This is a genomic window from Caulobacter sp. GW821-FHT11E11 (genome assembly GCF_058808315.1).
Genome location: NZ_JBXARO010000009.1, coordinates 37,144 through 49,656, shown reverse-complemented (window position 1 = coordinate 49,656; position 12,513 = coordinate 37,144). Strand labels below are relative to the sequence as shown.

Here is a 12,513-nt window from a genome sequence, read left to right as displayed (position 1 = left end):
GGTTGAGGCCGCGGGGGTGGCGCAGGGGGACTGGCGATGGATTTGAGCCTGATGGCCTTGGGCGGCCTGGCCGCGGCGATGGCACTGGACGCCGCGCCCGATCCTGTTCCGGCAGCGCCGCGTGAGACACCGGTGTCTTGCGAGGAGGCCGAGGGCGAAGCCGCCAGGGCCAGGTGCCGGCGCGAGCGCAACGAGCTGGACCCGCTGACCATCGAGGGCGCCAAGCCGGGCGACACCGAAGGGCCGATCGAGCCGGAACTGGAGCTGGACGAGGAGGCTATCCGCTCGCTGGGCGCCAACACCATCGGCGAGCTGCTTTCCAAGCTGGCGCCCGTGCTGAACGGCGCGCGGGGCCGCGGCGACGAGCCGCCGGTCATCCTGATCAACGGCCGGCGCACGACGGGCAACATGTCCGAGATCCCGACCGAGGCGATCCTGCGGACGTCGGTCCTGCGCGAGGAAGAGGCGCTGAACCACGGCTACCGCGCTGACCAGCTGGTGCTGAACATCGTGCTGAAGAAGCGCTTCGACGCCGTCACGGTCACCAACGAAGGCCATTGGCTGGCCGAGGGCGGCCGGGCCTCGTCCGACCAACTGGTCAACCAGTTCAAGGTGCAGGGCGAGGGGCGCACGATCGTCACCGCCCGCTATCACCGCGACTCGCCGCTGTTCGAGGACGAGCGCGGCGTGGTCCGCACGCCGACGGCGGGGAGCCCCGAAGCTCTGGCCGACGCGGTTGTCGGCGGCAGCCTGACCGCCGCCCGCACCCTGCTGCCGCGCGCGGAGCAGGCCAAGATCGAGATCATCCACACCCACCCGTTCGGCGGCGAGACGACGGGCACGCTGGGCGGCGACCTGCAGGTCAACAACAGCGTCAGCTTCCGAGGCCTGCCCGGCGTGGCCGTGGATCCGCCCGGCGACCTCGACGTCTATCGCTATATCGACGCGCCCGAGGCGCTGAAGGTGCGCAACGACACCCGCAAGGTCGGGCTGGTCGCTGGCCTGTCGGGGCGCAAGTCCGGCTGGCGCTGGACCCTGGACGGCGACTTCGATCGCAGCGAGAGCGCCACGCGGATCGGCCGGGGTCTCGATACGTCGGCCCTGCGCGCGGCGGTGTCGGCGGGCGAGGTCGACCCGTCCGGGCCGATCCCCGAGGGGCTGATCCGCTATGCGCCGCGCGACACCGCCGACTCGGCAGCCACCAGCGCCAAGCTGAACATGACCCTGAACGGCACCTTGGCCGGCCTGCCGGCGGGGCGGATGCGGGCCATGGTCCGGGTCGGCGCCGATCACCGGCGGTTCGATTCCGAGAGCGTTCGCTCGGGCGTGGAGGTCGACCGCGTCCTGACCCGCGACCGCGCCACCCTGCAGACCAGCCTTGATGCGCCGATCGTCGACCGGGCCGGGCCGCTGGCCTTCCTGGGCAAGGTGTCGCTGAACGCCAACGGCCAGTACGAGCAGTTCTCCGACATCGGCGGCCTGGCCACGCTGGGCGGCGGGGCGAACTGGACGCCGGTCAAGGGCCTGAACCTGTCGGCCGACTACAGCTGGGAAGAGGGCGAGCCGACGCCCCAGCAGATGAACAACCCGGTGCAGCAGACCGCCAGCACGCCGGTCTATGACTACGCCACCGGCCAGACGGCGTTCGTGACCCTGACCTCGGGCGGCAACCCGAACCTGCGGCCCGACAGCCGCCAGCTGATCAAGCTGGGCATCAACTACAAGCCGTTCGAAACGCGCGACCTGCGGCTGTCGAGCAATTACGTCCGTACACGGATCGATGATCCGATCGCTGGTTTTCCCTCGGCCTCGGCCGAGCTGGAGGCGGCCTTCCCTAGCCGCTTCACCCGGGACGCCCAAGGCCGCCTGACGGCCATCGACACGCGATCGGTCAACTTCGCCCACGCGGATACCGAGGACCTGCGCTCGCGGGTGACCTATGTCCGGCGCTGGGGCGGGCCCAAGCCCGGGACCGGACCCAAGTCGCTGTTCGTGGCGTTGAACGATCGCTGGCGGCTGCGTGACGAGGTGACGATCCACGACGGCATGGCCCCGCTGGACAAGCTGAAGGGCGCGTCTCTGGGCCAGTTCAACGCCTCGCCACGTCACGAGATCAACCTGTCGGTCAATCTGGGCATGCCCGGCTACACCCTCGGCGCGGCGGGCTTCTGGCGCACGCCGACCCGGGTGGATGGCGGGGCGGGGGGCCAGGACCTGCGGTTCTCGACCCCGCCGATCCTGCTGCTGTTCGGCTCGGTGGACCTGGGCGCGAACAAGGGCCTGGTCAAGGACCGACCCTGGCTGAAGGGGACCAAGCTGACCCTCAATATCGAGAACGTCTTCGACAGCTACATGCACGTCCGCGACAACCAGGGCCGCACGCCCGAGGCCTATCAGGAGGCCCTGGTGAAGACCGCGGCCGGGCGGGCGGTGCGGATGAGTTTGCGGAAGCAGTTCTGAGGGGCGGAAGAGGTCCGTTTTCGACCCATAGCGGACGTTTACCCCTCTCCCCTTGCGGGAGAGGGGGGCCCGCGAAGCGGGTCGGGTGAGGGGTTGCGCTCCGCTATCCGGACAGGGCTTTCAACCCCTCATCCGTCAGCTGCGCTGACACCTTCTCCCGCAAGGGGAGAAGGAAACAAAGGTCAGCTCACCACCCTTAGCGGACATCCCCTCGCCTACACTGCGCGCGTGCGACTACCGCCCGCCCCCCCTCGGGTCGCGCCCCTACGACGCTCGGATCTTCACCACTTTGGACGGGCCGACCTGGCGCAGGTCTTCGACCAGATCGAACAGGTGGGCGCGGACGGCGGCTTCGTCTCCGACCTCGGCCAGGGCGTCCAGGGTTTCCAGGCGCTCGTCGGCGATCATCGGGGCGGGCGAGAGGCGCAGGGCCTCCATGATGCCGGGGGCCTTGGGACGGGCGACCTCGTTCACGTCCAGCAGGGTCTCGGTCAGCTTTTCGCCGGGACGCAGGCCGGTGATCTTGATCTCGATGTCGCGGTCGGGGACCAGGCCCTGCAGCTCGATCATCCGCTTGGCCAAGTCGATGATCTTGACCGGCTCGCCCATCTCCAGCGTCAGCACCCCGGCCTCGTCGGCGTCTGTGGCGATCATCGACAGGGCCACGGCGCGCAGCACCAGCTGCACGGCCTCGGGGATGGTCATGAAGTAGCGCTCGACCGCCGCGTCGGTCAGGGTGACCGGGCCGCCACGGGCGATCTGTTGCTGGAAGATCGGCACGACCGAGCCGGCCGAGCCCAGCACGTTGCCGAAGCGGACGATGCTGACGCGCATGTCGCCGCCGCCGCCGTACTGGCGGGCCACGGCCTCGGCCACGCGCTTGGCCGCGCCCATGACGCTGGTCGGGGCCACGGCCTTGTCGGTGGAGATCAAGGCCAGGTGCGCCGCGCCGCAGGCCTTGGCGGCCATGGCGACGTTGCGGGTGCCCAGCACGTTGGTGCGCACGCCCTCGCAGGGGTGGTTCTCGACCAGGGTGACGTGCTTCAGCGCCGCGGCGTGGAAGATGATGTCGGGTTTCTGCTCGGCGAAGACGCGTTCGACGCGCGAGGCGTCACGCACGTCGCACAGCACTTCGCGGCGCAGGAGGCCGGGGTGGCTGTCGGCGATCTCGCGGTCGATGTGGAACAGGTTGTATTCCGAGGTGTCGACCATGGTCAGGTGCACGCAGCCGCTGGCGGCGATCTGGCGGCATAGTTCCGAGCCGATGCTGCCGCCGGCCCCGGTGACCAGCACCCGGCGGCCCGAGACCAGGGCGCGGACGGGCTCGGGGTCCAGGCGCACGGGCGGGCGGCTCAGCAGTTCTTCCAGGCTGATTTCGCGCAGCACCGGACCGACGCTGGCGGCGGCGCCCATCTCGACCACGCCGTGGCGGCGCATGAGGCGCATGCCTTCGGTCTTCAGCCGGCCCAGGCGCTCGGCGCCGAAGGTGCTCATGGCGCTGTCGGTCAGGAACAGGATGGCGGACGGCGACAGGCCGCTGTCACGAAGGCGGGCCAGCACGCGGTCGAAGTCGGCGATGGCGCCCAGCACGCAGACGCCGCGCAGCTCGTCGCCGGTCTCGCGGTCCAGCGGCGAGACGACGCCGATCGGGGTGTAGCGTTCGCCCAGGCCGGCCGGGGAGCGCAGGAAGGCGTCGGCCTCGGCGGCCGAGCCGACGATCAGCAGGCGCGGCAGGGCCGGGTGCATCGAGGCGGGGCCCAGGCGCAGCACCGAGTCCAGCAGCTGGCGCTCGTGCAGGCTGCGGCGGATGACGCGCAGGGCCGACAGGAAGGTGCCTTGGAACAGGGCCGCGCCAGCGACGGTGCGCAGGCCGCCGTCGATGCCGGGATGGGCGAAGCGGGTGATAACCATGAAGGTCGCCGCCGTCAGGAAGGCCGAGCGGAACAGGCGCAGGTGGTCGCTGGCCGAGACGAAGCGCCAGGGCGCGCGCTCGACGCGGAACAGCAGTTCGACGACCAGGGACGCCAGCGCGTAATAGCCCGCCTGCGCCAGGGTGTCCGGCGTGAAGGGCATGTCGATGACGAGGTATCGGCCCACCAACAGGGCCAGGAAGGCCAGCAGGACGTGCGTCGCGATCTTGCCTGCATGCCCCATGAAACGAACCTCTTGAGCCTGAAGGCCGGGGCGCGCCCCGGTGGAATCGTTCAAGCAACTAGCACGGCAATCCGTCGCCGTCGCGGTTTCAGCCGCGACGCAGGGGCAGAACGTCCACGACGTCGTTCGCCGAACAGGCCAAGGCGCCGGCGCGACGGCGCAATAGAGCATCCGCCCGCGAGAAGACGCCGACCAGCGAGGAATCCTGATCGGGGAAAACGCTGGCGACGGTTCGCCCCTCGGGATCGACCGACAGGGTTGCGCGCATCCAGTGTTCGCGCGGTCCGGTGGCGGGTAGGGGGGCGGCCAGGCGGGCCGGAACGAGGCAGACTTCGCTGTCGCCGCCGGTCAGGGCCACCAGCAGCGGGCGTAGGAACAGCTCGGCGCAGACCAGGGCCGAGGCCGGGTTGCCGGGCAGGCCCAGGACGCGGCGGCCATCACTCAGATGTCCGAACCAGGTCGGCTTGCCGGGGCGCACGGCCACGGTTTCGACGGCCAGGTCCAGGCCCAGGGTGCGCAGGGCCGGCTTGACCAGGTCGTGGTCGCCGACCGAGGCCCCGCCGATAGTGACGATCAGGTCGGCGTCGACGGGCCGAACCGCCGCGGCGATGGCCTTGGCGTCGTCGGCCGCGGCCGTCAGGCGGAAGACCTCGCCGCCCCAGGCGCCGATCAGCGCCGCCAGGGCGAACGAGCCGCTCTCGAAGATCTGGTCCGGACGCGGGCTGCCGCCGGGCGGGACCAGCTCGTCGCCGGTGGCCAGGATCGCGACACGCGGCCGGCGGGCGACCGGGACTTTCGCCAGTCCGGCCGAGGCGACCAGGCACAGCCGCCACGGATCGATGACGGCGCCGGCCTCCAGCAGGACGTCGCCCGCCTGGAAGTCACCGCCGGCGGCGCGGAGGTTGGACTTGGGATGCTCGCCGGCCTCGAAGCGGACCATCTCGCCCTCGCGGACGGCCTCTTCCTGGATGACGACAAGGTCCGCGCCGGCCGGGACTGGCGCGCCGGTGAAGATGCGGACCGCCTCGCCGGCCTGGACCGCGCGCGGGAACGCCTTGCCCGCCGCGCTCTCGCCGGCGATCGCGAAGGCCTTGCCCGGGGCGTAGTCGGAGCGTCGGATCGCCCAGCCGTCCATGGCAGAGGCGTCGAACGGCGGCTGATGGCGATCGGCCACGACGGGCTGGGCCAGCACGCGGCCCAGGCTTTCGGTCAGGGGAACGGTCTCGACGCCCAGGCGGACGGCGCCGTCCAGGATCCGGCCGCGCGCCTCTTCGACCGTGAGGTTCTTGAGCGGGCGCGCGGACTGCGTCACGGGTCTAGCCGACGAAGGCGCGCTCGATCACGAAGTCGCCCGGCTCGGCGTTCGAGCCTTCCTTTAGGCCGTGGGCCTCCAGGAGGTGGGCGGTGTCCTTGATCATGGCCATCGAGCCGCACAGCATGGCGCGGTCGTGCTCGGGATCGAACTTCACCTGCTCCAGGCCCAGATCGGCGAACAGCTTGCCGCTCTCGATCAGGTCGGTGAAGCGACCCTGGCGCTCGAACGCCTCGCGGGTCACGGTGGGATAATAAACGAGCTGGGCCTTGGCCTCGTCGCCGACCAGCGGATCCTCATGGATCTCGCTGGTGAACAGGTCACGATAGGCCAGTTCCTTCACTTCACGCACGCCGTGGGCGACGATGACCTGCTCGAAGCGGCTGTAGGCGTCGGGGTCGCGGGCGACCGACAGCCAGGGGGCCAGGCCCGTGCCGGTGCCGAACAGGAACAGGCGCTTGCCCGGGCGCACGGCGTCCAGCACCAGGGTGCCGGTCGGCTTCTTGCCCAGCAGGATGTCGTCGCCTTCCTGGATCTGTTGCAGGCGCGAGGTCAGCGGACCGTCCGGCACCTTGATCGAGAAGAATTCCAGTTCTTCGGCGAAGTGCGGCGAGCCGATCGAATAGGCGCGCAGGATCGGCTTCTTCTCGTCCTCGCGCGGCGGCAGGCCGATCATCACGAACTCGCCCGAGCGGAAGCGGAAGCTGGCCGGGCGGGTGATGGCGAAGCTGAACAGGCGGTCGGTCCAATGCTTCACCCACAGCACCTTCTCGGTGAAGTACGGGGCTTCTTTCACGGGAGCGGCGGCGGTCGCGGTGGCCGTCATCTGAACTCTTTGAATCCTTGGCGCGCTGGGCGCGGAAGAGGGCGGTGCGCCGGTCGGCTCGGCGCGATGGACGCCGCTACGGCCCTGTAGGCGGCTACTGTCTCATTTGAGCACCGCCGTCTCCATGTCAACGCCGGTTGTCTAAAGCCGGCTTTGGAAAAACTCAGCGGTCGGGTGGTCTGGCGGGCCTGTGTCGGCAAGCCGGAAGATCAGAGGCAGTATTCGTCCGCGTAGAGAAAGCGGCGTCTCGGTTTGCGAACAAATGTTCAGATGAGAAAGCCTATCAACGCAGCGCGGCATGACATTGCGCTTGGCCGGAAGAGTTCTCGCAGCGTCGTGCGTGTGTCGTCCGGTTAAGGACAATCTTTTTCCCAATCCCGGAAACATCCGCACCGGTTTTTCGAAAGCGTCAAAAATGTGATTGCCGGTATCTAAAACGAGGCGCAGACTTCCTTTTGCTTCGTTCGCGGAGCCAACGATACGGAGGAACGTATGCGGGTAAGGTTCATAGAGGCCGCCGCGGCGGCCGGTCTGTTAGCGTTTGGTTTGGCTGGTTGCAGTGACGGCGGCGCGAAGACGAAAGTCGCGCAGGCCAATCAAGTTGTCGTGGAAGGCACTACTGTCACGGCGTCGGGCTGCGTGCGGCCTGTCGAAAAGACCGATTGCCTGGTCGTGAAAGGCCGTGGCGGCGGATACTACGACATCAGCAGCGCCAGTCCGGCGCCTGACCTGTCCAAGGGCGTGGCGGTTTCGCTGCGTGGCATGGATAGCGGCAAGAACACCCAATGCGGGCGTGAGCTGACGAACGTGAAGTTCTCGTACCTGGGCATCCAGTGCGGCGCCACGCTGCCGGCCAGTGCGTCTACCGAGACGGACAAGACCGCCAAGACCAAGGAAGGCAAGGCTGGCTAAACCCCCAATCCGCTCCTCCCCGCGAAAGCGGGGATCCAAGCGGTCTGTCCGCTTGGCGGTGTTGGGGGGGCCTGATGACTCGGCTTGGGTCCCCGCTTTCGCGGGGATGAGCGGAGTTTTTTAGCACTTAGCTCTCGCCGGAGCCCGGATCGGTCCGGGTCTTCGGCGAACGGGCGCTGTCGGCCGCGCCTGGCGGCTCGGTGGCCGGCCGTGGCGGCTGGCCTTCCTGAGTCGCGGGACGCTGGTTCTCGTGCTCGACCTCCCGATTCGACGGGCGCTCGGCTTGCGAGGAGGGTTGCGAAGGCTGGGGCGAGGGGGAGGAGACGCTGGGCATGGCGAAATAACGCCGGGCCGGGGCTTCCGATCCCATGCTGAGGCGCGCCGAAGCCCGTGCGCCGCCTTGGAAAACGGGGACGAGGGACCCTAAACCCGTCAAACCGTCTCGCCGCGCTTGCTCGCCGCATGCGACCCTGCTAAATGGCGCGGCTCTGGCGACAGAACATGGCGCGCCGAGGCTTTAGAAGCCTTCTGGCGCGCTGTCTGTCTCTGGATGTCCGTCGGCCGAAAGGTCGGTCGGTCTGCAGGAGTGTAGCTCAGCTGGTAGAGCGTCGGTCTCCAAAACCGAAAGTCGTGGGTTCGAGTCCCCCCACTCCTGCCACTATATGTTTCCGACGGGCCGCCATTCCGGCCGGTCGTATTTGAAAGTCGTGAGCCTCTAGAGCATGGCCAGGAAACCGGGATCCAGCCCGTCCGCGATCAAGAACCGCGCCGCTAAGACGGCTGCGGCGATGGCGCCCGCGGGTGCTGGCGCGGCTGCTGTCGCAGCGCCCGCCGCCCCCAAGAAGCGCACCAGCCCGGTGCAGTTCTTCCGTGAAGTCCGCGCCGAAGCCCGCAAGATCACCTGGACCACCCGCAAGGAGACCTGGATCACCTCGGTGATGGTCTTCATCATGGTCGTCGTGGCGTCGCTGTTCTTCATGGCCGTCGACGGCGGCGTGGGTTTCGCCATTAATCAGCTCCTGAAGCTGGCGACCGCGGGATAAGATAGAGCGATGAGCACCGAAACCGCCTCGAACCCGAACCACAAGTGGTACATCGTCCACGCCTACTCGAACTTCGAGAAGAAGGTGGCCGAGAGCATCCGCGAGCAGGCCAAGAACCAGGGCCTGGAGGAGAACTTCTCCGAGATCCTGGTGCCGACCGAAGAGGTCGTCGAGATCCGCCGCGGCCGTAAGATCAACGCCGAGCGCAAGTTCTTCCCGGGCTACGTCCTGGTGAAGATGAACCTCTCGGACGAGGCTTATCACCTCATCAAGAACACCCCGAAGGTGACGGGCTTCCTGGGTAGCGGCTCCAAGCCGATGCCGGTCTCCGAAAAGGAAGTCCAGCGCATCGTCGGCGCCATCGAAGAGGGCGTCGAGAAGCCCAAGACCGTGGTGCTGTACGAAGTCGGCGAGAACGTCCGCGTCATCGACGGTCCGTTCGCCAGCTTCAACGGTTCGGTCGAGCAGGTCGACGAGGAAAAGGCCCGCCTGCGGGTCACCGTCTCGATCTTCGGCCGCGCTACCCCGGTCGAGCTGGAATACGCCCAGGTCGAAAAGATCGCCTAAGCTTTCCAACTGGTCTGAAGTTTCTGAAAAGCCCCGCGTCGCCAGACGCGGGGCTTTTTGCTGTTTAGTCCTCTATCGCCTCCACGCCCTGTCGATCGAGTTCGGCCAGGTGATCGCGCATGGTCTGGAGCTGTTCGGGCGTGTGGCCCGTCCAGTCCACGACCTCGCCGACGATCCGCAGCGGGTAGGGCGTACGGTACGACCGGGTCGGATTGCCGGGGAATTTCTGGTCCGTCAGGTTGGGATCATCCTCGATCGGGCCCGTGGGCTCGACGATGTAGATGCGGCCCCGCCCTTCGCCCCGGGCCAGTTCCGCGCCCCAGGTGGCCGCGTCCAGCGTGGCGGTCAGATAGACGAATTTGGCCTTGTTGCGCTTGCCGTAGTTGGAGGCGTAGCCGGCCTCGATCAGGTCGCCCACGTTCAAATCGGCCTTGGCGCCATGGTAGAACGGCTCCGCGCCCGGTGTGGTGGTGGTCATCAACGGCCCTCCTGATTTTGAGACCCCGACGGGTCCCTCGCGTCGAGGGCGCTACAAACTGCGCATATTTCGTCGACCGCCAATTCTTGAACTCAAGTATTTCACCCCCAAATCCCCTTCAGGCGGGGGCGAGGACGCCGGTTCGGGGTTTGCCAGAGTGGCCAACTCAGCGCATTTTTCCGCCTCCCGAACCGGAGACGTCCCGATGAAAGCGCCCCGCAAACTCGTGGTTCTGGCGGTCGCGCCCGTCTCCCTGAGCATCGTCCTGTTGCCGCTGGCCAACCGTCTGCCGCTGCCCGACGGCCTGATCGGCTGCATCATCGGCAGCCTGTTCGGCCTCTCCGTCCTCAGCCTGCTGGCGATGGCCGGCAAGGCCAAATGCGCCTCGTAAGCCAGGCTTCTCACACAATCCGAAACAGGTCTTGAGGGCCCCGAATCCGCGTGCGGCTTGCCGTCGACGCGAATGTGACTACTCTGTAACTGGAGCGTCCGGGGCTGAGCGAGCGCGATGGGGGGGCCTATCACCAAGTCGCAGACAGGGGACCGCGGCCATGCCGTGGTGGTTTCGATGCCGCTCGAGGTCATCGAGGGCGACTGCGTGCGGCCGTCTCTGGAAAGCCGTTCGGTTGGCGATCCCGTGGTCTCGGCCGTGGCCGCCTTCGTCCTGCGCACCCTGCAACCCTACGCGCCGCCCGGTCAGGTGGTGACGCCCACGACCGACATCATGGGCGACCTGCACATAGATTCCCTGACCGTCATGAACGCGGTCCTGGATATCGAGGATCACTTCGATATCTCGATCCCACTCAATCGACTGGCCCAGTTCCGCACTGTCGAGGACTTGGCCGCCTACATCGTCTCAAGACTCGGAAAACACTGAATTGGGCATCTTCGACACCCATTCCGCCCTGATGGCGCGCTACGAAACCGCGCGCGCCTCCGGACAAATGCCCACGGGCGTGGTGATGGACAGGCTGCTGTCCGCCACCGAGGCCGAGATCAACGGGCGAAAAACCGTGACCGTCGGCACGCACAACTATCTGGGCCTGGCCTTCGATCCCGCGTGTATCGAGGCCGCCGCTGAAGCCGTGCGCCGCGAGGGTACCGGTACCTGCGGCTCGCGGATCGCCAACGGCTCGTTCTCCGAGCACGTGGCCCTGGAGCGCGAGATCGCCGACTTCCACGGCATGGCCCACGCCATGGTCTTCTCGACCGGCTACCAGGCCAATCTGGGCGTGATCTCGACCCTGGTCGGGGCAGGCGACTTCCTGCTGCTGGACGCCGACAGCCACGCCTCGATCTACGACGCCTGCAAGCAGACGCAAGCCAGCGCCATCCGCTTCAAGCACAACGACCCGGCCAGCCTGGAGGCGCGCCTGCGCCGCGTGAAGGACGAGCCCGGCAACAAGCTGGTGGTGGTCGAGGGCATCTATTCGATGCTGGGCGACATGGCCCCGCTGAAGGAGATGGTCGAGGTCGCCCGTCGCCACGGGGCCTACATCCTGGTCGACGAGGCCCACTCGATGGGCGTGCTGGGCGAGCGCGGCTGCGGCCTGGCCGAGGCCGTGGGCGTGCTGGACAATGTCGACTTCGTCGTCGGCACCTTCTCCAAGAGCCTGGGCGCGGTGGGCGGCTACTGCGTCTCCAACCTCGAGCAGTTCGACATCCTGCGCGTGGCCTGCCGTCCCTACATGTTCACCGCCTCGCTGCCGCCGGCCACCGTGGCCTCGGTGCGCGCCGCCCTGGCCGCCGTCCGCGAGCGGCCGCAGCTGCGCGAGAAGCTGTGGGGCAACGTCAATCGCTTCTACGGGGCCTTGGCCGCTGCCGGCTTCCAGCTGGGCTCGATCGCCAGCCCGATCGTGGCGGTGTGCCTCGACTCCGAACAGACGACCCTGGCCATGTGGCGGGCGCTGCTGGACCGTGGCTACTACGTCAATGTCGGCCTGCCGCCGGCCACGCCCTCGGGTGAGAGCCTGCTGCGCTGCGCGATCTCGGCGGCCCACTCCGAGGCGCAGCTGGACGGCTTGGCCGAGCAGCTGATCAGCCTGGGCCACGAATACGGCGTGCTGCCCGAAGACCTGCGCCGCGCCGCCAAGGCCTAGGCGACGCAGATCGCGAAGACGTGGCCGCCGGCTTGTCCGTAGCGGCCATGCGCGACCAGCGGCGGACGTTCGGGGTTGATCACCTTGGCCTCGAACGTCCCGCCGACCTCTTCCAGCTGGATCGTCGCCTCCTGGAAACCCAGGAAGCTGCCCGTCAGCGGGGCGTAGACCTTGTACAGGCTCTCCTTGATGCCGAAGACCTGCTTGGCCAGCGCCAGGCGGTCGGGCCGCCCATCCAGCCAGGCCAGTTCGCCCGGCGTGCAGATGCGCGGGACCAGCCGCTCGGCCAGCGGCGTGTCGGCGTCGAGGTCGAAGCCCAGGTTCCGCACACTGGCGGCCGGGGCCACGATCGCGCCGCACACGGTGTCGGCGTGCGAGATGGTCCCGACCACGCCCGCCGGCCATAGCGGCGCGCGGTTGGGACCGATCAGCAGTTCCTCACCGAATCTGCCCAGCGCCGCCATCGCCTGCCGCGCATAGAGCCGCCCGGCCCGGAACTCGGCCCGGCGCTTGGGGTGATAATCCAGGCTCAGCGCCGCCTCGGCCGGGGCCAGGTCGCCCTCGACATCGGCGATGCCGCCGCCCCGGAACACCAAGGCCGGCTCGAGCAGCTCGGCCGCCTCGGCGATCCGGTCCAGCAGCGCTGAGTCTGTTTGCAT

The 12,513-nt window shown here is 68.2% G+C and carries 12 protein-coding genes, 1 tRNA gene and 1 pseudogene; 8 read left to right on the top strand and 6 right to left on the bottom strand.

Going from position 1 to position 12,513, the window contains the following annotated elements:
• The first annotated feature begins 36 nt into the window (after positions 1–36).
• The gene (locus tag AC1RR5_RS21470) at positions 37–2,460 is read left to right on the top strand and encodes a TonB-dependent receptor (protein WP_492924854.1); all 2,424 of its coding nucleotides are present in this window, start codon (positions 37–39) and stop codon (positions 2,458–2,460) included.
• A 264-nt stretch (positions 2,461–2,724) separates the two neighbouring features.
• Here the strand turns inward: AC1RR5_RS21470 and AC1RR5_RS21465 are convergent, their stop codons facing one another.
• The 3 genes from AC1RR5_RS21465 to AC1RR5_RS21455 all read right to left on the bottom strand — a co-directional run bounded on the left by AC1RR5_RS21465 (position 2,725) and on the right by AC1RR5_RS21455 (position 6,752).
• On the bottom strand, positions 2,725–4,614 hold the full coding sequence (locus AC1RR5_RS21465) for a polysaccharide biosynthesis protein (protein WP_492924852.1): 1,890 nt from the start codon (positions 4,612–4,614) through the stop codon (positions 2,725–2,727).
• Between the two features lie 88 nt (positions 4,615–4,702).
• The gene (locus AC1RR5_RS21460; protein ID WP_492924850.1) at positions 4,703–5,926 is read right to left on the bottom strand and encodes a molybdopterin molybdotransferase MoeA; all 1,224 of its coding nucleotides are present in this window, start codon (positions 5,924–5,926) and stop codon (positions 4,703–4,705) included.
• A 4-nt stretch (positions 5,927–5,930) separates the two neighbouring features.
• Positions 5,931–6,752 carry a ferredoxin--NADP reductase gene (locus AC1RR5_RS21455; protein WP_492924848.1) on the bottom strand — a complete coding sequence of 274 codons (822 nt, stop codon included), beginning with the start codon at positions 6,750–6,752 and terminating at the stop codon, positions 5,931–5,933.
• 492 nt (positions 6,753–7,244) lie between these two features.
• Between AC1RR5_RS21455 and AC1RR5_RS21450 the strand changes: the two genes are divergently transcribed.
• Positions 7,245–7,664: a hypothetical protein gene (locus tag AC1RR5_RS21450; RefSeq protein ID WP_492924846.1), complete on the top strand. Its 420-nt coding sequence runs from the start codon at positions 7,245–7,247 to the stop codon at positions 7,662–7,664.
• 127 nt (positions 7,665–7,791) lie between these two features.
• On the opposite strand, the pseudogene AC1RR5_RS21445 reads toward AC1RR5_RS21450, so the two are convergent.
• Positions 7,792–8,006 (bottom strand): annotated as a pseudogene (locus AC1RR5_RS21445) (hypothetical protein).
• Between the two features lie 240 nt (positions 8,007–8,246).
• On the opposite strand from AC1RR5_RS21445, the gene AC1RR5_RS21440 reads away from it, so the two are divergent.
• The 3 genes from AC1RR5_RS21440 (at position 8,247) to nusG (ending at position 9,274) form a co-directional block, all read left to right on the top strand.
• Positions 8,247–8,322, top strand: a tRNA-Trp gene (locus AC1RR5_RS21440).
• Positions 8,323–8,386: 64 nt separating this feature from the next.
• Entirely contained in the window at positions 8,387–8,707 is a 321-nt protein-coding gene (gene secE / locus AC1RR5_RS21435; RefSeq protein WP_492924844.1) for a preprotein translocase subunit SecE, read from the top strand.
• 9 nt (positions 8,708–8,716) lie between these two features.
• Positions 8,717–9,274, top strand: coding sequence for a transcription termination/antitermination protein NusG (gene nusG / locus AC1RR5_RS21430; protein WP_492924842.1), 558 nt, complete (start codon positions 8,717–8,719; stop codon positions 9,272–9,274).
• Positions 9,275–9,338: 64 nt separating this feature from the next.
• Here nusG and arr read toward each other — a convergent pair whose 3' ends face one another.
• Positions 9,339–9,752 carry an NAD(+)--rifampin ADP-ribosyltransferase gene (gene arr / locus AC1RR5_RS21425; protein ID WP_492924840.1) on the bottom strand — a complete coding sequence of 138 codons (414 nt, stop codon included), beginning with the start codon at positions 9,750–9,752 and terminating at the stop codon, positions 9,339–9,341.
• Between the two features lie 205 nt (positions 9,753–9,957).
• Here arr and AC1RR5_RS21420 point away from each other — a divergent pair, with 205 nt between their 5' ends.
• The 3 genes from AC1RR5_RS21420 (at position 9,958) to spt (ending at position 11,854) form a co-directional block, all read left to right on the top strand.
• The gene (locus AC1RR5_RS21420) at positions 9,958–10,143 is read left to right on the top strand and encodes a hypothetical protein (protein ID WP_492924838.1); all 186 of its coding nucleotides are present in this window, start codon (positions 9,958–9,960) and stop codon (positions 10,141–10,143) included.
• 117 nt (positions 10,144–10,260) lie between these two features.
• A complete protein-coding gene (locus AC1RR5_RS21415) occupies positions 10,261–10,632 on the top strand; it encodes an acyl carrier protein (protein WP_492924836.1) in 372 nt (123 codons plus the stop codon).
• A 1-nt stretch (position 10,633) separates the two neighbouring features.
• Complete coding sequence (spt, locus tag AC1RR5_RS21410) at positions 10,634–11,854, top strand: serine palmitoyltransferase (RefSeq protein ID WP_492924834.1); 1,221 nt, start codon at positions 10,634–10,636, stop codon at positions 11,852–11,854.
• On the opposite strand, the gene AC1RR5_RS21405 is transcribed toward spt, so the two are convergent.
• Complete coding sequence (locus tag AC1RR5_RS21405) at positions 11,851–12,513, bottom strand: 4'-phosphopantetheinyl transferase family protein (protein WP_492924832.1); 663 nt, start codon at positions 12,511–12,513, stop codon at positions 11,851–11,853. The genes spt and AC1RR5_RS21405 overlap by 4 nt on opposite strands.